Source organism: Flavobacterium sp. AK-345 (genome assembly GCF_058310175.1).
The window spans coordinates 147,738-171,874 of record NZ_JBZEER010000001.1 but is presented as its reverse complement, the minus strand read 5'-3'; the positions used below and the strand labels follow the sequence as shown (position 1 = coordinate 171,874).

The window sequence follows — 24,137 nt, the reverse complement described above, 5'->3', positions numbered from 1 at the left end:
TTAGTTTTCGTATTGTAGGGGAAGAATGATAATAAAACTGGCGCCTTTGCCTAATTGACTTTTTGCGGTGATTAATCCGTTGTGTTTATCAACAATTTTTTTTGCAATGGCAAGACCAATCCCGGTACCTTCATAAGTTTGACGGTCGTTAAGACTTTGAAAGATAATAAAGATGCGGTCGAGATAAATTTCGTCAAAACCTATTCCGTTATCTGTTACTGTAATTCGGCAAAACTTTCCATCGGGAGCAATTTCGGCATCAAAATCTTTTGTTTTTATTAATTCAGAAGTGATTTCAATAATCGGAATTTCCACATTTCCGGAGAATTTAAGCGCATTTCCAATCAAATTCTGAAAAACCTGACGCAACTGGCTCGGAATACTGTCTATTGTTGGCAGCTGGCTTGTTTTTATAACCGCACATTTGCGTTCTATCAAATAATCAAAATCCGACAGGACTTCCTGTAATACAACATTTAAGTCTGTTTTTTCAGGTTTAACTTTTGAGGAAAGTCGCGAGTAAGCAAGCAAGTCTGTAATAAGGGTTTGCATTCTTTCGGCAGCTTTTATGGTTCTGTCCACATAATCAATTCCTTTTGCATCTGTGGTTAAATAAAGCTCTTTTATGATTTTAATAAAGATTTGAATTTTTCGGATTGGCTCGTTTAAATCATGCGAAACCACCCAGGCGAATTGCTGCAATTCGTGGTTCTTCATTTCCAGTTCTTCATTTTTAGAAACCAGTTCTTTTGTTCTCTCGCTGATTTTAACTTCTAGATTATCCTGAGCTTCTTTACGAATTTTAATCTCTTTTGAAAGTAAGTCTTTCATGACTTTCAATTGATTTTGCTGATCGTAAATTTTAAGGAAAGTTTTTACTTTTAAGATCAATAAATCAGTGTCAACCGGTTTTGTAATATAATCGACAGCCCCTGTTTCGTAACCTTTAAAAATGTATTTTTTTTCGATGCTGATCGCCGATAAAAAGATAACCGGTATGTCTTTGGTGCGTTTATTTCCGGAAAGAATTTTTACTACTTCAAAGCCGTCAAGTCCGGGCATCTGAACATCCATTATTATAAGGCAGTAATTTGTTTTTAGGATTTTCTTTAAAGCTTCTTCTCCGGACTCTGCTGTGTCAACCTCAATATCATGCAGTTCAAGTGTTTTTTTTAAGGCAATTATGTTAGCCCGAATATCATCTACAATTAATATCATTTTATTTGGGGAGTAAAACGTTATGAATTAAATTTTAATTAATTCGGATTAAAATTGATTATAATTTTTAAAAGTTGATTATTCTTTTAAAAAGATTCGCTCAAACTTTCAAATTTATAAAAAAAAAGAAGTTCCCTCTTTTATCGTAATTAAAATAAGTTTCATAATTCCCATGTTGAGTTTCAGAATTTCCATTTTAGTGTGATATATAAGATATTAGATTTATCCTGTAAATTCTCAAATCGACTTTTGACGTAGCTATTTTCATTCAAATAAGATAAAATCAGAATTTATTGAGATATTCTTTTATGTATTGAAGTTAAGCTTATCAGAAAAGAAGAATTAAATTTAATCTGGAATTTTGATAGAAAAATTTATCCTGAAAAAATAGATTTAAATAAAGGGCTTATGAATTTAACCGATATTATTGGACTCTTCGCCGGAATCTGTGTAACAATATCCGTTGTGCCACAAATCGTGAAAGTTTGGAAAACAAAAAAAGTAAAACAAATTTCTCTTTTAACTTTCAGTGTTTTAACTTTCGGAATTGCCGTATGGGTTGTTTATGGTATTCTTAAAAATGATATGCCAATTATCATCACCAACAGTGTTTCACTATTCCTCAACTTAATAATGGTTTATTTTATTATTTATTATGAAAAGGAAAATTAACTAATAAAAAAACAGCTTATAAAAACTGTTTCCTCTTTATCTCATTTTGTTATAAAAATCACTTTCGCGTTTGTATAAATAAATGGCGGAATTCTTTAAATTTCCATTATGATTTTCTTCTTTAGCATTTGATTTTCGATATAGCTTTTTTGTAGCATAACCTTGTTTTTTCAATATTATATTCGCAGAATTTGAATTTATTTTCAAGCTAAAAAATCCTAAACTGTCTGTTCGGGTTATATTATTGTTAATGATAATTTCAACATTTTTAAGCGGTTTATCTGTGTCATAATCATGAACATTACCTTCAAAAGTGTAGTTTTTGCAACTGCAAAAAAGTAATATTAGTAAAATGAATTTTGTTTTCAATTTATTGTTTTTTTTGAGAGTTTTTGAATTATTTTTTAGGTATTTTATTATATTGTTGTCTTTTTTGTGTTCACGAGCGGGACGCTTGTATTAAGTGATCATTATTTGATATAACTTATCTTAAATTAATTTTAGAATAAGAATCCAAAATAGTGTCAGTAGAAGTACTATCAGTAATTATTGTTTTTATTTTGGAAACATTTTTACCTTGATTAAAAATTCTCAGGTTTGTAATCAGAAATAAAAAATGAGATTAATTTACTATCGTAAAATGTAAAACTAATATATCCTGTCCTTTTTTTGTTTACTATAAAAGCCGATATAAAAGCGGCTCTCTCAAGTGGAGTCACTGGTAATCCTGATGCATTTTTATATGAGTTTTTAAAAACTTTCTTAAATTGAGATAATGTCAGGTTTTTAGATAATATGATTTTCTTATTTTTATAATAAATAATTCCAGTTTTTTTAGATAATTCAAAATCAAAATAATCCACAAAAGCCTTATTTTTAGTCATTAATAATGAAACTTCATCATTAGAAAATGAATTGATAAGCTTTGAATTATAATGTAAAGGAATCTTTTCCGTAGTTTTCATTCTTTTTAAATTATTATTCAATTTCCCGTAGATTGTCTCTAAATCTTTGAAATTTTTATATTCAAAATATAATTCCCGATTATCAATTTTAATATTTTTAAACAATATTGTATCATACTTTTTATTTTGAGAAAATAAATTGCTTACAATTAATACAAACCATATTATATAATATTTTTTCATAATTATTTTAGTTCTTTGTAAAAAATGCTTCCGGCATGCGTTGCTAATATCTCAAAACAAGGTGTGTATTTAAGTTTGTCTTGTTTGTTTACAACTTCGTATTCCTCTTTATAAATTATTAGGTCTTTTAAATTGTCAAGTTTATTTTGATAATCTTTTTGCAATGATTCACTTATTTTTGGATTGCTAATTTTATTTTCTAATGCTTTTTTTACATTACTATAAAAAGTTTGAGACAAATTTTTAGGATCGGTTATTCCTTTTCTTTTGCCATGTACTCTTTGCCTAAAATGATTTTCTTGTTTCCATTTAGCATCAAATCTTCCTGTCAATACGTCAACACCATCCCATGAATCTGCGCCATTGCTATAATCTTTACCATCAGTAAGTGCATTAATAACTGCTGCTAACGCTGTCTGCATTACAGTACCATTCCTTTTTTCATTCTCTCTTTTTCTAAATGATATAGCCCCAGCACTATCTTTTCCATATGCTACATTTTTTGGATGCTTAAAATTTACATATGCGATAGCAAATAATTCCAATTTAACATCTAAATTGTACTCTAATGAACATTCTCCATATGCTATTGATGCTAAATTTATAAATTTCTCATGAGTAATTTTCACATCGTTTTCTTTCAACAATTTAGTATTATTATAAGTTACCAAATCATTTCCATTTTTATTTTTTTGGGTTGATTTCCCATCACAAACATAAACATCCTCTACACTTCCTTCAAAATCAGGCTCGTTTATTTTACCTTCAAAAGTACCATCTTTATTATAAAAATGTCCGTTTATGTATATGATACGATCTTCGGTTTCTTCTTTGGGTTGATAATAAGTGGGCTGAGTTGGTAAGGATGATACCTGCCAATGTTTTACAAAATCTTGTGAATAACCATAATTTTGAATCGCAGGTGAAATTGTCAAAATAATTTGCATATTTTCTGTTCCCCAGGAATGAAATATTTCTGAGAATTCTACCAAATAAGCATCATTAAATTTATATTTTCTTATTGCACTATCTTCATTTCCTTTGCTGTAAAAATGTATTTCTCCTTTTTCCATTCTCTCTGTTTCCTTATCGACTTTTTTGACCATATTATGCCAAAAAACATCATCGCTTTCTTGTGAAACAAAACTTAAACGAAGCAATCCTCCTTCAAGATTACTGCTAGGCGAACCGTCTCTTGCTACATATCTGTAATAATTTGTGTCTACCCATAGTAAGTCTCGCTCTATACCTAAAAGAAACAATTTTGCTGATGTCAAAGTACTTCAATCTTAAATGTTATTTTTTTTATAAAAATAGTAAAATTCTTATAATTAAAAATAATATTTAAAATAAAATACGTTTTTTCATACGGTTTAACATTAATCTTTTAGAATCAATTCTATAATTAAAAGAATGAAACATCTATAAACAAAAAAAACAGCTTATACAAAAGCTGTTTTTTGATCTTACAAGTTAAAGGTATATTAGGCTGTTTTAGCTAGCGAATTTTGGTGATAATGCTTGTTTAATGTATGATATCTCTCTTTTATTAATCTTGGGAAATAACTTTTGCGTCCAAGACCAATTGAGAATAAAACTTCAGAAAAATTCATATTCGAAATTCTTTTTAGTTCATCAAATTGTTTTGTCGCCAAATTCATAAACGGAGCAATCATTGTCGCATAGTTATAACTATGTTGGGCTATCTCCAGATCCAGAATCGTGCTCATAATACTTCTTTGAAGCAAACTTCTAACCGCTCCTTTTTGCGGAATCGTATGAAGTTCTTTTAGCTTTTGGGTAATTTTTGGATTTTGTTGTCCGATATAAATATAATTTCCGGATTCGCTTGTAAAAACTTTTTTCAAATGAGAAATCAATTCAAAACTCTCTTCTTTTAAAGTAACCGCTAAAGGCATCACGATCAATGAAAACTGAATGCGTTTGAAACTTTCAAAATACAAAACGCTATTGATTGTAGATGTGTTGTTTAAAATACCGGTTTGTTGTTTTTTAAGGCTTTTTTTCTCGCCATTGGCACCAAAACTATGTGTTAGGCTTCCTTCTTCACAATAAGCAAAAAATATTGGCGCTCCCTGAAAAGATTCTATGCTCAAACTTACTTCGTTATGAAATGTAAGGTCAAAATGCATGTATGATATTTCTTTTTCAAAATGAGTTCCTGTAATTTTTCCTTTTGCCCACTTTGATTTTATAGCTAAATTGTAGTCATTATTATTAGTGGTTAATTCACCTCCGAAACTATCGGCAAGATCATTAAAAATTGTATTGAATTCTCCTGTATTTAAGTAAAGTTTTTTCATTTTGGTTTGGCTTAATAAATTGGTTAGTACTTCTTTATGTACAATCTTATTATTAGGTTTATTATTCCTGTTTTATAATATTCAAATTTCGTAAATATCTTCAGCCAATTTATTATACAATTTCAGGCAGATTTTTCATAATTAATATCTTACGTTTAAAAACTGTTTGGATTAATCAATTTACCGCAGAACGCGCAAAGGTTTTTCGCAAAATGCACTAAGAGTTGTATTTATACAATATAAGATCGCAAAGCTTTGCGGTTTTTGCGTAAACCTTTGGACACTTTGCGGTTAAATCATCCTACTACAATTAATCTCATAAAAAAAACAGCTATTCTGGAATTAAATCCGGAATAACTGCTTTCCTGCAAAATAAAATAGTCCAACGTCTAAGTCAGTTCGTTTATGTCTGAGTTTTGAGCGTAATTCTCTTCAGGAATATCCTTAAAGAATTCTGCTTCTTCCAGATCTGCTGTTGGTCCATAACCAATTAAATGAGTTCCTTTTATTTTATCTTTCGTTTCTATAACATATAAAATCGACATATCATCAGGATCACTCATTCCTTCATAACGGTGATGGGCTACAATAGTTATATCTTCAGGTTTATAAACCTGTTTTGTTTCTGAATCTATTAAAGAGTTATTATCGAACAAAAAATTGCTTGTATAACCTTCTTCTTCATATTTCTTTATATAGTCTGTTTCGTGTTTTGACATTTCCTTTTTCATGACCTGATATTTTTAGTTAAATGTTAGCAATCTGTTTATTCAAATTTCTTCATTAAAAAAAGATTTGCTTAACTCAAAAGATTTAAATTTTATCTCAATTAAAAAATTTAAATTTTAGTTACTACTTGCCTAATTCCCTTAAAAAATTGTGCAATTTTCTTTGTAAATTAGTATATTTATTGAACATTATTAACAGACCTTGATTACTTAAAGTAAAAAAAGAAAACAAACTTTCATGATAGATATGAATCAGGATTTCCTTTCGAAAGGAGGCGAAATGGGAGCATTAACCCGTGCTAAAGATTGGAGTAAAACTGCTGCAGGTTCAGTCGAAACATGGCCGCAAAGTTTACGCACAACATTAGGACTTTTACTAAATTCAAAATTTCCAATGTTTTTATTTTGGGGACCCGATCATATTTGTTTTTATAATGATGCTTACCGACCAAGTTTGGGTAATGATGGCAAACATCCTTCTATTTTAGGTCAAAAAGGTGTAGATTCCTGGCCGGAAATCTGGGATTTTATAAAACCGCTTATAGACCAGGTTATTTTAGAAGGTGAAGCAACCTGGCACGAAGACCAATTATTGCCTATATATCGTAACGGAAAAATAGAAGATGTTTACTGGACTTTTAGTTACAGCCCCGTAAATAACGAATCCGGAAAACCTGCAGGTGTTTTGGTTATTTGTAATGAAACAACTGAAAAAGTAAAATTAGTAAGGAAATTAGAAGAAAGCAATTCACGCTACCTCAATAACATTTTGCAAACACCAAGTGCAATGTGTGTTTTTAGAGGTCCTGATTATATCGTTGAAATTGCAAATACGCTTATGCTCGAATTATGGGGACGAAAAGAAAATGAAGTAGTTAACAAACCCATTTTTGAAGGACTTCCGGAGGCTAAAGGACAAGGTTTGGAAACTATTCTTGAAAATGTTTACAAAACCGGACAAAAATTTGAAGCACACGAACGTCTGGTCAGGCTTCCCCGTAAGGAAACAGTCGAAGATGTGTATATAAACTTTGTATATGAAGCTTTAAAAGAACCAGATGGAACGATTTCTGGTATTGTAGCTCTCGCCAGTGATGTCACGTCGCAGGTAATTGCTCGAAATACAATCGAAGAAAGCGAGAGAAGATTTAGAAATACAGTGCAGCAGGTTCCGCTTGGTATTGCCATATTAAAAGGTCAGGATTTGATTGTAGATATGGCCAATCCTACCTATTTACAAATTATTGATAAGCAGGAAAACGATATTCTGGGAAAACCTTTATTTGATTCTGTTCCCGAGGCCAAAGAAACTGCTCAGCCACTTCTTTTGAATGTTCTTGAAACCGGAAATCCTTATTTTACAGATGAATTTTCGGTAACATTAAACCGTTACGGAAAACAGGAATTATGTTATTTTAATTTGGTTTTTCATCCTTTAAAAGAAGAAAACGATACGATTTCAGGAGTTATTGTTGCCGCTTATGAAGTTACAGAAACTGTAAAAACACGTCATTTTATATCTGAAAGTGAAGCCGCTTTTAGAAAATTAGTTATGCAATCGCCAATTGCAATGGCCATTTTTAGAGGAAAAAATCACACTATTGAAATGGCCAATAACACGATGATGAATGTTATTTGGCAAAAAACGGAAGAAGAAACTATTGGAAAACCAATTCTGGAAGTTTTCCCTGAACTTGCCGAACAAAAATATCCGGAACTGCTTGACGACGTTGTAAATAACGCAAAGATTATAAAAGAAAAAGAAGCTGTTGCTTATGTAGATATTAAAGGAAAACTGGAGAGATTTTACCTTGATTATCAATATACTCCTTTGTTTGAAAAAGATGGCGAGATATCCGGCGTAATGGTTACTGTTAATGATGTTACAGATAAAGTTGAAGCTCGAAAAAAAGTTGAAGATGCAGAAGAAAGAGCGCGTTTGGCAGCCGAAATTGCCGAAATCGTAACCTGGGACCTGAATATACCAACACAGGAATTAATTTATTCTGAGAATTTGCCTTCGCTTTTTGGTCTTGAAAAGGAAACAAAGGTAACAAGAGCCGAAATTCTGACTATGATATATCCTGATGACAGGCCAATCTTGGAAAAAGCATATGAGGTTGCGCTGACGACCAGCATTTATAAATATGAATCAAGAATTATCAAACCCGATAATTCGGTTAGCTGGATAAAAGCACACGGAAAAATATTTTTTGATGAAGATGGCGAACCCACAAAAATGATCGGTACTATTATAGATATTACCGATGAAAAAAATGCGCATCAGGTATTGATGAAAAGCGAAGAGAAATTCAGGCTTCTTGCCGATTCTATGCCACAGCATATCTGGACAAGTGATGCATTGGGCAATATAAATTATTTCAATCATTCTGTTTATTCTTATTCAGGACTTACTTTTGAAGATATTAATAAAAATGGCTGGCTGCAAATTGTTCATCCTGATGATCGCGAAGAGAATATTAAAGTTTGGGTAGATGCCATTATTACCGGAAAAGACTTTTTATTAGAACATCGATTTCGTCGTTATGATGGTGAATATCGCTGGCAATTAAGCCGGGCAATTCCGCAAAAAGACGCTCAAGGAAATATACAAATGTGGGTTGGAACAAGCACAGATATTCAGGATCAGAAAAATTTTACCGAAAATCTCGAAAAACAAGTATACGAACGTACGGCCGAATTGGAGCAAAAAAACAAGGATTTGATTAATATGAATATTGAATTACAATCTTTTGCTTACATTTCCAGTCACGATTTGCAGGAACCTTTACGAAAAATACAAACTTTTGCCAGTCGTCTTTCTGATTTGGATGAACAGAATATTTCGGCGAAAGCCAAAACATATTTAGGCCGTATAGAAGTTTCGGCAAAAAGAATGCAGACTTTAATTCAGGATCTCCTTACCTATTCCAGAACAAATTCCGCCGACAGGGTTTTTGTAAAAGTAAATCTGGATGAAATTGCCGAAGAAGTTATCAGTGATTTCTCTGAACGTATTGAAGAAACAAATGCCGTTATTAATTTAAATCCCTTGGGAGAAGCAACGGTTATTCCTTTTCAGTTTAGACAGTTACTACATAATTTGATCGGGAATGCTTTAAAGTTTTCTAAAAAAGACCAGGATCCGTATGTTGAAATTAAGGCCAGGAAAATTAAGGGTTACGAAACAAAAATCCCTGTTGATTATCCTGATAAAATGTATTATCATCTTACAATATCTGACAACGGAATTGGCTTTGCAGATGAATATAAGGAACGAATTTTTGAGGTTTTCCAGAGATTAAATACTGAAAGTGAATTCTCCGGAACCGGAATTGGTTTAGCCATCGTTAAAAAAATAGTAGAAAACCACAAAGGAATAATTCGCGCACATAGCGAAAAAGGTAAAGGAGCAACTTTTGAAATTTACTTACCGGAATAAAATAAAAAAACACCAAACTCTATTTGAATTTGGTGTTTTTTTTATCTGTTATACTATGTGTTTATGATTTATAAACAAAGTTTTTAGGTCCGGGAACGAAGTTTTTCCAATCAATTTCCAGAGCATGTTCTATAGATTTTACAATATCTTTCATTAAAACTGGCTTGGTAATAAAAAAATTAGCACCAAGTGTACGGCATTTTTCTATAATACCAGGCTCATTTGAAGTAGAAAAAATAACAATTGGAATGTCTTTTTTATCTTCAGAATTTCTAAGTTCTGCCAAAACATCAAAACCATTTTTACCAGGCATATTTAAATCTAAAAAAACAACATGTGGAGTTGGCGGCGGATTATAAATTGCCGTTAATAATTTCTCTCCGCCATTATAAGTTAAAAGATCAATTTTCTTAGGCAATGATTCAACAGCATCGGCGAAAATGCTCAAATCATCTTCATCATCATCGGTATAAAATACGGTCAAATCTGTCATATATGTGAAAGTGGTATAATTACGGACCAAAGATAATTCAAATAAATAAAATATAACAATTGATTTTAAATTCTCACAAAAAAGTAAATAATAGAAATCTCATAACTTATAATTTTAATTCTATAAGAACTAAAAATCTAAAAAACAGCAACTTTACATATAATAATTTTTCAAAAATACCTTTTGTACGACAGTCAAATTAATATTTAAAAAACTTTACAAATAACTTAAAATATAGAGCCATGGGAGATCATAAAGACCTTACAAACGAATTTGCTGTAGATAAAATAAAAGATCTTGCAGAAAATATAAAAACCTGCATGCTGTGTACTTATAATCTTGAAAATAAATTACAATCGCGACCAATGTCTGTTCAAAAAATTGACGATTTGGGTCAGCTTTGGTTTTTATCTGACAGAAACAGCAGTCAAAATGCAGAGATTACACAAAATCCAACGGTTGAAATCTTTTTTTCTGAACCGCATGATAAATTTTTAACCTTACATGGAACTGCCAGCATTTTGTACAATCCTGAAATAATTCACGAATTATATGATCCTATTATAAAAGTATGGATGCCAGGCGGCGAGGATGATCCAAATTTGAGCGTTATTAAAGTAATTCCGGAAGATGGTTATTACTGGAACAATAAAAACGGAAAAATGGTTGCCATTGCAAAAATGACCGCCGCTTTTGTTACCGGAAAAACAATGGATGACGGAATTGAGGGTAGTTTGAAATTGTAATTTTCAAACACTTAAATTTTAACCGCAAAGTTCGCAAGGATTTACGCAAAGGGCACAACGCAAAGCTTAAAAAACTTTACGAACCTTGCTTAAATCCTTGCGAACTTTGCGGTTAATTTTTTACAGTTAATTGCATATTTTTAAACTCCAAAGCATTCAAAATTCCTGCTTCGCTTGCTGTGTTGTTAAAATAAACGAAGCCTGGTTTATCCTCAATTTTCTTTTTTATATTTTCTAATTCTTCTGAAGAATAACTCGAATAAAATAGTTTTTTATTTCCATGAAAACGAACATAAGTAAGCGGAAATTCGGTTAAAATATCTTCTGGTAATCCTGGGTAATTTACGCTGCAAAAGGTTATTTTGTTTTGTTGAAAAGCATTCCAAACTTCCTGATTCCACCAGCTTTTATGCCGAAATTCAACTACATTTTTAAAGCTTTTATCTAATGTTTTAATAATAGTATGAAGCCTTTCTTCGGTATAATCAAAACTTGGAGGAAACTGAAAAAGAACACAACCCAGCTTTTCTTCTAAACCATCATCGCATACATTATAAAATTCTGTAATTAACTCTTTGCAATCCACAAGCTTTTTAATGTGCGTGATTTCTTTGGGAACTTTTACTGAAAACAGAAAATTATCCGGTGCTTTTTTATACCAGTTTTCCATTATTCTGATGGTTGGAAATTTATAAAAAGTACCATTCATTTCATAGGTATTAAAATGCCGGCAATAAAAATTGAACCAATTTTTGGTTGGTAAATCTTCAGGATAAAAGATACCTTTCCAAAAACGGTTATTATAACTTGAACACCCTATGTGTATTTCTTTTTTCATGTGTATAATTGTTGACAGTTGGTACAGAAAAAACTCCGGCGTTTTTTTATACCGGTATGTTTTTTTATAAAGGGAAGACTGCATCTCAAACAAGTTTTTTTAGTATGTGCCAACCAGTGTTTTTTCAATTCAGATTTCTTTTTCCAATCTAAAAATTCGAAACTGTAAATGGAGCATTCATCAATTATTTCGACTATTTTATCGTGTGGAATTTTCCCTGTTAAAGATTCCGGATGAACATGACATCGGTATAAGACTTCATTTTTAATGATATTACCAACTCCTGAAAATATATTCTGATCTAAAACTGCATCACAAATCATTTGGTTTGGAATTTTCCCCAGACTTTGTTTTGCTTTTTCGGGACTCCATTTAATATTCATTACATCTTCTTCCCAATCATAATGCAGGTTAATATCACCTTCTAAAATTTTAACCGAACAGGTATAAAAATTAAGTTCTCCGTTTGAGAAAACCAGACTTAATCTGGGTGCGGTTTCTTTTCTTTCATTAATGCGATAAGTGCCAAACATTAGCAAATGAATCTTAACCGTAAAATCATCAAAACAAATTAAATAATGTTTTCCCCAGGTTTTAATCGCTTCTATAACTTTACCTTTTATTCGTTCTAAATCAATAGCGCTGTTTCCGGAGACAGAAATCACTTTTTGTCCTGCAAAATGCTCAGTTTCTTCCTTCAGAATTACGATAGACGGACCTTCGGGCATAATGAATAATATTTTTTGATTTAAATTTTAAAAAATGAAAAAAAAGTGCAGCTTTTATTACTGCACTTTTTAGATATTTTGAAAACTAAGCTTCATCTTCTTCGGCAGCCTCAACATTAATTGCATTTACAGCAACTTCTGTCAATAGTTTATCTGCGCCTTTTTCTTCGTCAAGAGTTAATTCTAATAAGGATGCGGCTTCTGTAAGACCAAGTGTTTCGGCAAATTGTCTTAAAGTTCCATAAGTCGCAATTTCATAATGTTCGATTTTCTGGCTGGCAGCAATAATTCCCGCATCACGAACAACGCCAACTTCAGTTTCTTCAAGGATACTCTTACCTTCTTCAATTAGCCCCTCCATTGCATCGCATTTTTTTGCAGTTGCTTTTTTACCAATACTTGCAAAAACTTGTTCTAATCTGGTTACATGTTCTTCAGTTTCTGTTAAATGGTTTGTAATCGCATCAATTAGTTCTGCAGATGTTGCATTTTTTGCCATTAGCGGAAGCGCTTTTGTCAAAGCTTTTTCTGCCCAGTAAATGTCTTTTAATCCATCTTCAAACAATTCTGTAAGTCCGGATGCAGCATTTGATTTTGGTTTTGTTACTCCTGCTTTTGTTGTTTGTTTTGGTGCAGCTTTTTTTGTCGTAGTTTGTTTCTTATTTTTAGTTTCCATGATAAATAATTTAATTGTTATTAATAATTGTAAAAGTACTTTTGATTAGTAGCAATCAGTTATAGTATTTCTTACATTATTTACAATATAATCATCTGTGAATTATAGAATTAGCGATTTTAATTCTATAAGATAATCCTACACCTTAGTGATTAGATTTGTATTATACGAACAATAAATTAACTTGTCATGGAAACTACTGATAAAAGAAATAGTACTGTAGAAAATAGAGATTCGCGAAATCAAAATTTAAACAGACAAAACAATATTATGAACGAGAAGCTCTATAATAATGACGAAATCAGAAGAGCTAATCATCAGGGTGATGTTAAAAATTATGGTTTTACTATAAATGGATATGATCCTAATAAAGCCATTCCTGATCAGGAGCGTATTACAAATGAAGATGATTTAGACGATTTGGATGACGATTTTCATCAACCGGGCGATCTGGTAGATGACGCAGATGATTTAAATGATGAATTTGATAATCCGTCAGATAATGTAAATGATGATTTCACCAATTCTGCAGATGAATTTGATGACGAAGATGAGGAAGAGTATGAAGATGACAGAGAGGAAGAAGAAGAAGAAGAACTTGACGATCACACGCACACTACAGGAGACCTTCTTTATGATGAAAATGCAGATAACCTTAACGATGAATTCGACAATCCTTCAGACTCTGAAGAATTAACAGAATCAGATGAGGATTTACAGGAATTAGATCCTGATGATGACGATGATGATTTAGAAGACGATTTGGAACCGGGAGAAATCGAGGAAGAAGATTCTGGAGATGATTATAATGATAACGATCCCAGAAAATTCTAATCGAAAATATAGATTAAAAAAACGCCGTTACTAAAATTAGTAACGGCGTTTTTTTGCCTTAAGCAGTTTTTTTAGTCCCCAATTTTAGTTAAAGTTGGGATATCGTCCATTCTCTCCAAACGTTCTGCAAGACCTAATCGGGCTTCTGTTAATTCGATTTCGGCTTTACCTAATTCTTTATACCATTCTTCTTTTCCGGTTTCTGAGCTTTCGATTTTTCGCATAATCTCAAAAATTTCGCCTTGTGCTTCCATAACGGCCAGTCTTTTATAATACGTTAAACTTTCTGTCATGTGTGCAAGCGCAATCATAGCGGTTAAAAACGGATGATTGTTGGTTACATTTACGTCTCTTACCCTGCCATGTTCAAGTTCTACTTTTAAGGCAAAGGCAAACTCTTCCATATTAAATCGTTCGTGCTTGCTTTTTGGATTCAAATAAGCCTTAATAGCTTCAACATTATCCATAGTCGAAAGATCAACATCTGTATCTTTATCTTCGCTTAAATCTCTGTAAACGACAGCCGCAATAGCACGCGCTTCATCGATTGTTGGATCATTTTCAGGATTTTCAAAATCTCTTACCGACCAATCCCAATTTTCAGAATGAACAGGTTTTATATATTTCTCACAAAAATCTGTTACATCATTTTTTAAGCTTACCATTTTGTCATCTCTTTTGATATAAACATCCTGATAAGCGCCACTTTTTGTTCCCATTTTATTTAGATTATTAGTTTAAATTAAAACGACACATGTACCAATGGTAATGTGTCGTTTTGTCCCCAACTTGAATCCTTTTATATTTCTCAAAGTTGCTATATAAAAAAGGAAACTGTTAACTCAAAACGTTCAATTATTAGCTCAATCCGTTTCATTATGAAAATTCGGGCTGAAAATTGCCTATTAATTCTGAAAAAGCAATTTCAGAGTGCGAAAAATGCGGCTGATTGCTTCGGCATTTTTTTGCGCGGTCAAAATATTGCTGAATTGATCCATCTTCATAACTTGCCACAATGAGCGGATGTACATAATAGTTTTTACATACATTTTTTGTATTTCCCAAAGCTTCTGCCGTAGTTTCAAAAGCGTCCAGAATATTCTTTTTAATTTCTTTATCTTCGGTTGTTGTCCCGATTTCCATTAAAGTTTCGAAAAATATTAAGGATGCTGCCCAGGTTCTAAAGTCCTTGGCGCTAAAATATTTTCCTGTAATATCATGCAGATAAGAATTCACCATATGACTATCTAAAACTTTGCGTTCGCCATTTTCATCATAATATTTAAAAACTTCCATACCCGGAATTTCTTCACATCGCCCTACCAGTTTAACCAGTTGTTTGTTTCTGGTCGTTATAGTATGTTTTACGCCTTTTTTTCCAACGAATTCAAAACGTAGCGTATTTTTGTCGATGTTAATGTGCTTTTTTCTTAATGTCGAAAGTCCGTACGATTTGTTGTCTTTCGCATATTTTTCATTTCCGATTCTGATATGCGTTTCTTCCATCAAGCGAATTACAAGTGCTGTAACTTTGTTTTTGCACCACTCTTTCTGAGCAAGATCCTGATCGACCTGTTCTCTTATTTTTGGGAGGTATTTTCCAAATTCGGCTATTTTATAAAATTTAGTCTGATTTCTGATTAGATTCCACTTTGGATGATAACGGTATTGTTTTCTGTTTTTAACATCCGTTCCAACAGCCTGAAGATGACCGTTTGACAAATCTGCAATTCGCACTTTTTCCCACGCAGGCGGAAGCACGAGGCTGTTAAAGCGTTTTATTTCGTTTTTTGCTTTTATACATCTTCCGTTTTTTTTATAAACAAACCCCTCGCCTTCTCTGCAACGCTCGATCGTTAAGCTGTTATCGCTTACATATACTAAATCTAATTTTTCTAGAACCAATTGAGGTGACTGTATCAATTGTTTCATTAATTTTTCCTGAGAGAGTTTGGCATTCATAATTTATTGAAGAGATAAATTTTGTATTCTAGTTATTTCGTAATGATTTGATTAGGTTTCTTTTATTCATATAAGAGCGACCTTCCACTCCAACTTTTCTGGCTTGCTGATAGAGCTCTTCTTTCGTCCATTCCTCATATGGTTTTGTTCTTCCGCTTTTTTCTCCAACGTTAGAAGAATTAGCAGTTTGTCCATATTTTTCATTACTTAAAACCTTGTGTATAAGAGTCTCGTAATGTTCCTTGTTCTTAATTCCTGAATTTTGCATGACGATTAAATTTTGTGGGTTATTATTCAGTAAAGTATACTACCAAAGTTCTTTAAAAGCAGCCCGAAATTCGTTATATAATTCTTTTGTATACTTTCATAATTAACTATACATCAAAGGGTTTAAAAGTAAAAAATCCCAATTCTTGCGAATTGGGATTTTTTTGTTTGATTATGAGTTTTTCTATGTGTGTTTTTTAATAGTATCTCTTTATTCAATATTAATCTCTATAAGACTTTTTACCACAATACCTTTTACGTTTTCATCCAAAATATACTGAATTGCTTTTTTAGACTTGTAAATGGTTTTCGTGTCTTTTGTATCAATTTCAATGTTTTTTATCGAATTGGCAAATTTTACAGTTTCGTTAGTTGACCAGGTTCCAATTCCACAATAAATTGTAGCGGTGTCACTTTTCTTTAAATTATAAACAATCGAATCATTTTCTGCATTTTGATAAAGTTGAATATCTTTTACTTTAGGATCTAAATTAATTTTAATCTTTACATCAGAATCTGTTTTGTTTATAAATGAAATATGCTGCGAAGGATCACAGCTTATCAGAACATTCGAGAAGAAAATTAATAACAATAATCTAAGTAGGTTTTTCATTTTGATTCGGTTTTCTGCTGTTGCGAGAACGTAAAGAATATAATTTTTAAAAAGAAGTTTTAATTTTTGATTTTAATGTTTCAACAAAATCGGATCCGTTTAAATCTTCATTTTTAATAATAAATGAAGTTTTATTTTTTAAAGTTATAAAACTGTAATTTTTCGTGACATATATCTTTTTAATAGTATGCCATTTATACATTTTAGTAACATTATTATCAAAACTACTAAAGTCGATTCCATCCAGTTTTATTTCTAAAGACTTTTCCCCTAATAAATTAGGTTGCGAATCTATTAGTTTTTTGATTTTTGAATGTTTTATTAAATCAGGAATAATACTAATGACAATCAAGGCAAAAAAGAAAAAAATAACTGAAATAAATAAAAATTCCGACCAATTAAAGTCTTTGTATACAAATGTATAACTCACTATAACTGAAACCAGAGAAAAGTAAGTTATCAGAAATATGTACCTTTTCGTCATTAATTCTTTATCTGCTTTTTTATAATCTTCCCGATCTAAAGTGTAATTTATTTTCAATGTTTGTTTATTTAATAAAAGAATATTAAAAAAAAATGGAAATTAAGCAATCCAAGTCCCCTCTACTTCATCAATGATCCATTTGTTATTTATCCTTTTAATATAAATCCTAAAACCTTGGCCACAACGTCCCCCACAAATAAATCCACCATCTAGGATTCCAAATTTTTTCTCTTTATCAAATTGTATTCTTGAAAAGAATACTACTCCTGAAAACACAAAATTGTATTTAGTTTGCCAGAGTAAGTCTTTATCTTTTGGAAATTCAGAAATATCTCTAAGTTGAAATTTATTTTTTAATTTGATATTCTTTAAATCTAAAATATACTCGGTTTCAACTTCTTCATTTACATTAAAAATTTTAGCTCCTTTAAAATGTTTCTCAAAAGCTTCTTTCACATCTTGATTATTCTTTTTTATTTTAGGATCGAATGCAATAATTATTTTAGAAGTATCTCTTTTCACTTTCTCCCTATTATTTTTCCACTCAATCAATTCTTGTTTTTCCTTTTTCGTAGCTTTTGTTGAATCTACACTAACATAATGTCCAGTACTATCAAAGATCATTTTCCCATAAGGAGGTGGGGGATTCAGATATATTCTTGTATCAATACAAGTTGAGTCAATTAAATCTGGAAGAATCTCAGTCATCACATTTTTCTCAAATTCTAAATCAGTAATTTTCTTTTGACAGCTTACAAAAAGAATAATTAACAGAATAGATACCGCTTTTATTTTCATATATGTGTTTTATACTGCTAATATAAATCATTCCAATATATCAATCTTGAAATCCTGTAACATTATCTAAAAATGCTGTAAAACATTCCATCTACATCCTATATAATTTTACATCATAACATTTAAACCATAAAATCATGAAAAAGTTACTATTAGCAGGAAAAGTTATTTTAGGCGCCGGACTAATCATTATATTTTTAAATTCTTGCAAAAACGAAACTAAACAAGAAGATCCAAAAGAGGTTGCTGAAGATGCTAACGAAGCTAAATTTGACTCTATCGACAGCAAAGAAGATGATTCTGAATTTTTGGTAGATCAGGCTGAAATTAACCTAGCTGAAATCGAAATTGGAAAATTAGCGCAAACTAAAAGTACAAATGCTGAAGTGAAAAAATTTGGTCAAATGCTTGTTGATGAACACACAAAATCAGCTTCTGAAGTGAGTGCATTAGCAAAAACTAAAAACTTTACGTTACCAACTTCGTTAACTGAAGATGGTCAGGAAGAATACAACAAACTAAACGAAAAAACTGGTGTTGATTTCGACAAAAAATTTGCTGACATGATGATTGATGGTCATGAAAAAGCAATTGATAAGCTTAAAAAAGCTTCTGAAAACGCAAAAGATGCAGATATTAGACTTTGGGCTTCTAATAATATCGCTGGTTTAACAGCACATTTAGAACATGCCAAAATGCTAAAACAAAAATTGGACAAAAAATAATAATTGGTACTGGTATTTTTTTTTGAGAAACCCCTTAAGAGTTGAATTGCTTAAGGGGTTATTTTTTTTAAGATACTAAGTTGCTAAGATTCTGAGGAACTAAGTTTTTTTTTCTTAGCATCTTAGGAACTTAGAACCTTAGCAACTTTAAAGAAGCCATATCAATCACAAAACGATATTTAATATCTCCTTTAAGTAATCTTTCGTAAGCGTCGTTTACATCGTTTACGCCAATTACTTCAATATCTGCGGTAATGTTATGTTCTGCGCAGAAGTCCAGCATTTCCTGAGTTTCTGCAATTCCGCCAATGTTTGATCCGGCGAAGCTTCTTCTTCCCATTAAGAGACTGAAAGACGTTACAGGAAGCGGTTCCATTGGAGCGCCAACCAAAACCATATTTCCATCTACTTTTAGTAAATTCAGGTATTCATCTATATTATGCTGAGCCGAAACGCAATCTAAAATAAAGTGTAAACTTCTGGCATATTTTGCCATTTGTTCAGGATCTGTAGATAAAACAACTTCATCTGCGCCTAAACGTTTTGCATCTTCGGTTTTAGATAAAGAAGTCGTAAAAACAACAACATGAGCGCCCATAGCTTTCGCTAATTTGATTCCCATATGTCCTAAGCCACCAATGCCCACAACTCCTACTCTTTGTCCAGGACCTACTTTCCAGTGTTTTAACGGAGAATAAGTTGTGATTCCGGCACAAAGTAAAGGTGCAACTCCGGCAAGATCAAGTTTATCTGAAATATGCAATACATAATTTTCATCAACAACAATACTTTCAGAATAACCTCCAAAAGTTTGTCCGCCCAAATGAGCATCAGGAGAGTTGAATGTCAATGTATTTCCAGGCTCACAAAATTGCTCCAGGCCTTCTTTACAATGTTCACATTCTCTACAAGAATCAACCATACAGCCTACTCCGGCTAATTGACCCACTTTGAAGTTTTTTACATGCTCGCCAACTTTTGTAACTCTTCCCACAATTTCGTGTCCGGGAACAATTGGATAAATGGTTCCGTGCCACTCATTACGAGCAGAATGCAAATCAGAATGGCAAATTCCGCAATATAAAATCTCGATTTCAACATCATGTGCCAATACGCCTCTGCGTTTGATGTCTAATGTTTGTAACGGTGCTTCAGCAGCTTCTGTACCAAAGGCTTTTATGTTTTTTGTTTCCATTTTAAGGGGTTTAAGTTTTTGTTTTCTTTGTTTTAGGGTTCAAGTTGCTTTTTTATAGCCACAAAGGCGCCAGGTCGCAAAGATTAAAACTTAGGACCTTAGCAACTCAGCATCTTAGAATCTTAGAGACTTGGAATCTTATTTCACTCCGTAACTAAAATACTCTTCATCGGTTACGCTTTGTAACCAGCTTCCTGAGCCTTTATCAACTTCTGTGATGATGATGATGTAAGAGAATTTACTAAATGGCGTTGCACCGTACCAATGTTCTATTCCTGGTAAAATAGTAACTACTTCGTCTTTATGAAGTAATCGTATTGCTTGGCCTTTTTCCTGAAAATAACCAATTCCGTTTGTCGCGATAAGCAATTGCAAACTTGCATTTACGTGCCAGTTGCTTCTTGCGCCAGGTTCAAAAGTTACTTCTTTGATCATTGTATTTTCAGGGTGAATATCGCTGGTTTGTTTTTTATAGGAAACATCACCAGTCATATAAGTATTGGGAACTTTCCCTTCTTCGATAACGGTAGAATAAGTTGTTGACATAATAATTGGTTTTGAGTTTGGTTATTAAAAACTATTATATTGTTCATCAGTTACAGGCTCAAGCCAGTCTACAATTCCCAGTTGAGTATTTGTACTGATGGCAATATGGGTAAATTCGCTTTCTGGAGATGCTCCGTGCCAATGTTTAACTTCGGGTTGAATATTTACCACATCACCTTCCTTTAGTAATTGAATTGTTTTTCCAACTTCCTGATAGTAACCTTTTCCGTGCGTTACAATCAAAATTTGTCCTCCGGGATGTGTGTGCCAATTGTTTCTTGCACCGGGTTCGAAAACGACATTACCAACTGCAGTATTTAAAATTGGGTCATTCGGCACCAGCATTTTGACCCACGCATTTCCTGTAAAGTAATCTGCCGAAGCCAAATCGCCTTTAGGAAAAATTTCATTTAATTGATTTTCTGTAGTTTTCATAATTATTTGTTTTTTACTATCGGGAAAACTAAATCAGCAAAGCAAGAATGTGCTTTAAGAAGTTTTATTTAGTTTGCAGAAAACCGATAAAGGATTAATACTAATTATTTCGACGCAAAATTACTTTAGTAAAGCGAACCCGAGATAACAATAATCAAACAAAAAATTAAGAATATGAAACAATTTACATTCTTAACGATTTCGGAATTGTTCCGGTAAGTCTTTTAAAGTAATTATTAAAATAGCTCGGATATTCAAATCCAAGTGAGTAACCGATGTCGGCAATACTCCAATCTGTGTGTTGTAACAAGGCTTTGGCTTCGCCAATAATTCGTTCAGTAATATGTGCTGTAGTAGGTTTTCCGGTCACTTCTTTAACCGAACGATTTAAGTGGTTTACATGTACAGCAAGACTTTGAGCATAATCTTGCGGAGTTTTTAAAACAAGTGGCTGATCTTTAGTTTCAACTGGAAATTGTCTTTCCAGCAATTCCAGAAATAAAGAAGTTATTCTTGAAGAAGCATTTTTATGTTTAAAGAAATTTTCTGACGGCTGCATTTTCATCGATTCATGCAAAATCAAATTGATATAATTGCGCATTAAATCGTCTTTAAAAACATAATCAGTTTCTTGTTCTTCGATCATTTTTACAAAAAGAGAATCAACAAAAACCTTCTGTTGATCTGATAATGAGAAAATTGGAGTTCCGCCTATTTTAAACAAAGGTGATTCATGAAGACTCTCAGAGCGGTCATTTACCTTTAAAAAATCTTCGGTAAAAACACAGGCATATCCTTCATAAGTTGGCGAAAGTGTATCCCACGAATATGGAATATGCGGATTTCCAAAGAACAAAATAGTTCCGTCAGTTTCGATTCCCCGATCAGCATAATGAATAAGACTTTTGCTGGTATTAATGCAAATTTTGTAATAATCCCTGCGGTTATAGGTTGGAATTTTACTTACATCACCATTTATCTCATAAACTTTAAACCCTTTTAACTTTAAATCGTTAATTCCGAGTTCTGTTGCCTGACATACACTTTGCTCTTTCATTTTGCAAAGTTATGAAAATCAAATAAAAATTAATAAGTTTTTTGTTTCAAGTTTCAAGTTTCAAGTTTCAAGTTTTCACTTTGCTCAATAAACCCGACAGGTTTTAAAAACCTGTCGGGTTTTGTTCTTAGTTTGTCCACAAAGATTGAAACCTGAAACCTGAAACAAAACAAACCCTTTTCTTTTTTATCTTTGTTACATGAAAGAAGTACAACCCGTAATAGACTATATATCAAGATACGTTGATTTGACAGACGCTGAAAAAACGCATCTGGCGACTTTTTTGAAGATTACCAAAGTCAAAAAAAGACAATTTATCGTGCAGCCGGGTTTTGTATGCAAACACAAAAGTTATGTTGTAAAAGGCGCATTTAGAGGTTATTTGGTCGATAATGAAGGAAAAGAACATACACTTTCGTTTGCTATCGAAGATTGGTGGATTTCTGATTACAGCAGTTTGATTTATCAGGAACCTGCAACTTTATTTGTAGAAGCTTTGGAAGATTCTGTTTTAATTCAAATTGAATACGAAGACGAACAGAAGTTTTTGGAGGAAATTCCGAAACTCGAAAAATTCGAACGCATTATTACCCAGCGCTCATTGGCTTTTCACCAAAAACGACTTTTATCTAATTTTACCAAAACGGCCGAAGAACGCTACGACGAATTCATGAGCAAATATTCGGCAATTGCAAAGCGCGTTCCGCAATATGCTTTGGCTTCTTATCTTGGTTTTAGTACCGAATATTTAAGTAAAATTCGCAACAGAAAAACTTCAAAAAGTTAAACCAGTTCAACCTTATTTCCTAAACCAGTTCATTTTTATTCGTTTTATTCTGTCTCAAATTTGCATTGTCAATACCGACAAAATAATTTAATTCAAATAAAAATGAAAAAGACCATTTACCCAAACCATACGAGAATATTTTCATTATTACTATGGTTTTTATTTATCACTTCCAGCATTACGGCACAAAACAAAGACAATAGTAAAGTTGAGATTTTCCATATTCAGAACTATTTTACTGAGGCCTATCTGGTAAAAGGAAATTCAGAAAAACTGATTTTAATTGATACCGGAGTTCCCGTTGCAGGATATCAGGATAATTTGATAAGTGCTATCAAAAAATTAGGTTTTAAACCCGAAAATATTGCTCTTGCCATTGTTACACACGGACACGGCGATCATGCAGGAAATGCGAGATTTCTTCAGCAAAATTTCAAAACCAAAATTGCCGGAAGCAAAGCCGATTTAAACAAATTTACTTCAGGAAAAACCGAATTATCAAAATCTGAAGACGTGAGCATTTGGGGAACAAGACTTCGCCAGTATTCCGACTTAGATTATCCCGCTTTTACGCCTGATATTATTGTCGAAAATGCCAATATCGATCTTAAAAAATTTGGTTTTGATGGAAAAATAATTCCAATAAAAGGCGGACACACTCCCGGAGATTTATTGATTTTAATTGGCGATAATCTTTTTGTTGGAGATGCTTTTGTAGGCACATTTAAAGCGCAAGGCGGAGGTTTAGCACCTGACGGTCACCATGTAAGAGAACATTTCTATCATGAAAACAGACAACTCGCCGACCAAAATTTAAAACTAATCGAGAAAATTGCATTAGATAATAAAGTAAAAACAATTTACCCCACTCACAATGGACCTGTTTCTACTTTTGAATTAACAAAATACATTAAAGAAGAACCATTATTGAGACTTTTATCACAGCAAAATGAATCTTTAAATACCGAAGATTTCAGAATTGTTTCTTCTGATGAAAATACGGCTGTACTAACTTATATCGAAGCAATTAAACTTGAAGGAAAAGAGGCTAAAAATGTTTTTATAACTGAAACTTATTCTAAAGAAAAAGGAAGTTGGAAAATGGTTAAGAAAGAGGTGAATTAGTTTTTTTGTTTGAGGTTTCAGGTTTTAAGTTTCAAGTAAATTTTGTACTTAAACACAAAGTTTTGTCATCTCGACAGAGGAGAGATCGCACGTGTAACGCTACAAATATTGACGATTTTGATTGCGAATGATGGATTAAAATCCATCCCTACAATATGATACGTTCCTCTGGAACTCTTTATAAAATTCCGGAGGAATGATTTATTTTGTAGCCAGGGATTTCAATCCCTTGAAACGCAAAGTAGCCCCAATATTGTCATCTCGACGGAGGAGAGATCACACTAGAAACTCCGCAA

At 32.3% G+C, this 24,137-nt stretch carries 27 protein-coding genes; 7 read left to right on the top strand and 20 right to left on the bottom strand.

Features of this window, described 5'->3' with window-relative positions; genetic code table 11:
- Positions 1 to 1,218, bottom strand: a complete 1,218-nt coding sequence (locus tag AC4FQ3_RS00770; protein ID WP_042564456.1) for a hybrid sensor histidine kinase/response regulator — start codon at positions 1,216 to 1,218, stop codon at positions 1 to 3.
- A gap of 408 nt (positions 1,219 to 1,626) precedes the next feature.
- On the opposite strand from AC4FQ3_RS00770, the gene AC4FQ3_RS00765 reads away from it, so the two are divergent.
- Entirely contained in the window at positions 1,627 to 1,890 is a 264-nt protein-coding gene (locus AC4FQ3_RS00765) for a SemiSWEET family sugar transporter (RefSeq protein ID WP_491180489.1), read from the top strand.
- Positions 1,891 to 1,926: 36 nt separating this feature from the next.
- Here the strand turns inward: AC4FQ3_RS00765 and AC4FQ3_RS00760 are convergent, their stop codons facing one another.
- The 5 genes from AC4FQ3_RS00760 to AC4FQ3_RS00740 form a co-directional block, all read right to left on the bottom strand.
- Entirely contained in the window at positions 1,927 to 2,259 is a 333-nt protein-coding gene (locus AC4FQ3_RS00760; protein WP_491180488.1) for a hypothetical protein, read from the bottom strand.
- A 212-nt stretch (positions 2,260 to 2,471) separates the two neighbouring features.
- On the bottom strand, positions 2,472 to 3,038 hold the full coding sequence (locus tag AC4FQ3_RS00755) for a hypothetical protein (RefSeq protein WP_042564453.1): 567 nt from the start codon (positions 3,036 to 3,038) through the stop codon (positions 2,472 to 2,474).
- Between the two features lie 2 nt (positions 3,039 to 3,040).
- Complete coding sequence (gene tssD / locus AC4FQ3_RS00750) at positions 3,041 to 4,315, bottom strand: type VI secretion system tube protein TssD (protein WP_491180487.1); 1,275 nt, start codon at positions 4,313 to 4,315, stop codon at positions 3,041 to 3,043.
- A gap of 207 nt (positions 4,316 to 4,522) precedes the next feature.
- Positions 4,523 to 5,362: a hypothetical protein gene (locus tag AC4FQ3_RS00745; protein WP_463461418.1), complete on the bottom strand. Its 840-nt coding sequence runs from the start codon at positions 5,360 to 5,362 to the stop codon at positions 4,523 to 4,525.
- Between the two features lie 389 nt (positions 5,363 to 5,751).
- On the bottom strand, positions 5,752 to 6,093 hold the full coding sequence (locus AC4FQ3_RS00740) for a hypothetical protein (protein WP_491180486.1): 342 nt from the start codon (positions 6,091 to 6,093) through the stop codon (positions 5,752 to 5,754).
- Positions 6,094 to 6,328: 235 nt separating this feature from the next.
- On the opposite strand from AC4FQ3_RS00740, the gene AC4FQ3_RS00735 reads away from it, so the two are divergent.
- Positions 6,329 to 9,532 (top strand): PAS domain-containing protein, encoded by a 3,204-nt coding sequence (locus tag AC4FQ3_RS00735; protein ID WP_491180485.1) that lies wholly within the window; start codon positions 6,329 to 6,331, stop codon positions 9,530 to 9,532.
- A gap of 61 nt (positions 9,533 to 9,593) precedes the next feature.
- Here AC4FQ3_RS00735 and AC4FQ3_RS00730 read toward each other — a convergent pair whose 3' ends face one another.
- Positions 9,594 to 10,025 carry a response regulator gene (locus AC4FQ3_RS00730; protein WP_042564448.1) on the bottom strand — a complete coding sequence of 144 codons (432 nt, stop codon included), beginning with the start codon at positions 10,023 to 10,025 and terminating at the stop codon, positions 9,594 to 9,596.
- Positions 10,026 to 10,267: 242 nt separating this feature from the next.
- Here AC4FQ3_RS00730 and AC4FQ3_RS00725 point away from each other — a divergent pair, with 242 nt between their 5' ends.
- Positions 10,268 to 10,771 carry a pyridoxamine 5'-phosphate oxidase family protein gene (locus tag AC4FQ3_RS00725; RefSeq protein ID WP_042564447.1) on the top strand — a complete coding sequence of 168 codons (504 nt, stop codon included), beginning with the start codon at positions 10,268 to 10,270 and terminating at the stop codon, positions 10,769 to 10,771.
- Between the two features lie 112 nt (positions 10,772 to 10,883).
- On the opposite strand, the gene AC4FQ3_RS00720 is transcribed toward AC4FQ3_RS00725, so the two are convergent.
- The 3 genes from AC4FQ3_RS00720 to AC4FQ3_RS00710 form a co-directional block, all read right to left on the bottom strand.
- Positions 10,884 to 11,609 (bottom strand): DUF72 domain-containing protein, encoded by a 726-nt coding sequence (locus AC4FQ3_RS00720; protein ID WP_491180484.1) that lies wholly within the window; start codon positions 11,607 to 11,609, stop codon positions 10,884 to 10,886.
- Positions 11,606 to 12,337, bottom strand: coding sequence for a DNA-formamidopyrimidine glycosylase family protein (locus tag AC4FQ3_RS00715; protein WP_491180483.1), 732 nt, complete (start codon positions 12,335 to 12,337; stop codon positions 11,606 to 11,608). Before AC4FQ3_RS00715 ends, AC4FQ3_RS00720 begins: the two co-directional genes overlap by 4 nt.
- A gap of 85 nt (positions 12,338 to 12,422) precedes the next feature.
- Positions 12,423 to 13,013, bottom strand: coding sequence for a YciE/YciF ferroxidase family protein (locus AC4FQ3_RS00710; RefSeq protein WP_042564444.1), 591 nt, complete (start codon positions 13,011 to 13,013; stop codon positions 12,423 to 12,425).
- Between the two features lie 189 nt (positions 13,014 to 13,202).
- On the opposite strand from AC4FQ3_RS00710, the gene AC4FQ3_RS00705 reads away from it, so the two are divergent.
- Positions 13,203 to 13,847 carry a hypothetical protein gene (locus AC4FQ3_RS00705; protein ID WP_491180482.1) on the top strand — a complete coding sequence of 215 codons (645 nt, stop codon included), beginning with the start codon at positions 13,203 to 13,205 and terminating at the stop codon, positions 13,845 to 13,847.
- Positions 13,848 to 13,918: 71 nt separating this feature from the next.
- Here the strand turns inward: AC4FQ3_RS00705 and AC4FQ3_RS00700 are convergent, their stop codons facing one another.
- The 6 genes from AC4FQ3_RS00700 to AC4FQ3_RS00675 form a co-directional block, all read right to left on the bottom strand.
- On the bottom strand, positions 13,919 to 14,566 hold the full coding sequence (locus tag AC4FQ3_RS00700; protein WP_491180481.1) for a DUF5661 family protein: 648 nt from the start codon (positions 14,564 to 14,566) through the stop codon (positions 13,919 to 13,921).
- A 157-nt stretch (positions 14,567 to 14,723) separates the two neighbouring features.
- Positions 14,724 to 15,809 (bottom strand): DNA topoisomerase IB, encoded by a 1,086-nt coding sequence (locus AC4FQ3_RS00695; protein WP_491180480.1) that lies wholly within the window; start codon positions 15,807 to 15,809, stop codon positions 14,724 to 14,726.
- A gap of 28 nt (positions 15,810 to 15,837) precedes the next feature.
- Complete coding sequence (locus AC4FQ3_RS00690) at positions 15,838 to 16,077, bottom strand: Rho termination factor (protein WP_073393805.1); 240 nt, start codon at positions 16,075 to 16,077, stop codon at positions 15,838 to 15,840.
- 210 nt (positions 16,078 to 16,287) lie between these two features.
- On the bottom strand, positions 16,288 to 16,689 hold the full coding sequence (locus AC4FQ3_RS00685) for a hypothetical protein (RefSeq protein WP_491180479.1): 402 nt from the start codon (positions 16,687 to 16,689) through the stop codon (positions 16,288 to 16,290).
- 46 nt (positions 16,690 to 16,735) lie between these two features.
- Entirely contained in the window at positions 16,736 to 17,230 is a 495-nt protein-coding gene (locus AC4FQ3_RS00680; protein ID WP_491180478.1) for a YcxB family protein, read from the bottom strand.
- 42 nt (positions 17,231 to 17,272) lie between these two features.
- Positions 17,273 to 17,971: a hypothetical protein gene (locus AC4FQ3_RS00675; RefSeq protein ID WP_491180477.1), complete on the bottom strand. Its 699-nt coding sequence runs from the start codon at positions 17,969 to 17,971 to the stop codon at positions 17,273 to 17,275.
- Between the two features lie 137 nt (positions 17,972 to 18,108).
- Here AC4FQ3_RS00675 and AC4FQ3_RS00670 point away from each other — a divergent pair, with 137 nt between their 5' ends.
- A complete protein-coding gene (locus AC4FQ3_RS00670; RefSeq protein ID WP_491180476.1) occupies positions 18,109 to 18,696 on the top strand; it encodes a DUF4142 domain-containing protein in 588 nt (195 codons plus the stop codon).
- Between the two features lie 130 nt (positions 18,697 to 18,826).
- Here the strand turns inward: AC4FQ3_RS00670 and AC4FQ3_RS00665 are convergent, their stop codons facing one another.
- From AC4FQ3_RS00665 to AC4FQ3_RS00650, 4 genes are all read right to left on the bottom strand, one after another.
- Entirely contained in the window at positions 18,827 to 19,891 is a 1,065-nt protein-coding gene (locus AC4FQ3_RS00665; RefSeq protein WP_491180475.1) for an NAD(P)-dependent alcohol dehydrogenase, read from the bottom strand.
- A gap of 138 nt (positions 19,892 to 20,029) precedes the next feature.
- Positions 20,030 to 20,437 carry a cupin domain-containing protein gene (locus tag AC4FQ3_RS00660; RefSeq protein WP_042564436.1) on the bottom strand — a complete coding sequence of 136 codons (408 nt, stop codon included), beginning with the start codon at positions 20,435 to 20,437 and terminating at the stop codon, positions 20,030 to 20,032.
- Positions 20,438 to 20,461: 24 nt separating this feature from the next.
- Positions 20,462 to 20,872 carry a (R)-mandelonitrile lyase gene (locus AC4FQ3_RS00655; RefSeq protein ID WP_491180474.1) on the bottom strand — a complete coding sequence of 137 codons (411 nt, stop codon included), beginning with the start codon at positions 20,870 to 20,872 and terminating at the stop codon, positions 20,462 to 20,464.
- A gap of 184 nt (positions 20,873 to 21,056) precedes the next feature.
- On the bottom strand, positions 21,057 to 21,929 hold the full coding sequence (locus tag AC4FQ3_RS00650; protein WP_073393796.1) for a helix-turn-helix domain-containing protein: 873 nt from the start codon (positions 21,927 to 21,929) through the stop codon (positions 21,057 to 21,059).
- 199 nt (positions 21,930 to 22,128) lie between these two features.
- On the opposite strand from AC4FQ3_RS00650, the gene AC4FQ3_RS00645 reads away from it, so the two are divergent.
- Both AC4FQ3_RS00645 and AC4FQ3_RS00640 read left to right on the top strand, forming a co-directional pair.
- Complete coding sequence (locus tag AC4FQ3_RS00645) at positions 22,129 to 22,716, top strand: Crp/Fnr family transcriptional regulator (RefSeq protein ID WP_073393795.1); 588 nt, start codon at positions 22,129 to 22,131, stop codon at positions 22,714 to 22,716.
- 102 nt (positions 22,717 to 22,818) lie between these two features.
- Positions 22,819 to 23,841: an MBL fold metallo-hydrolase gene (locus AC4FQ3_RS00640; RefSeq protein WP_491180473.1), complete on the top strand. Its 1,023-nt coding sequence runs from the start codon at positions 22,819 to 22,821 to the stop codon at positions 23,839 to 23,841.
- Positions 23,842 to 24,137: the final 296 nt, after the last annotated feature.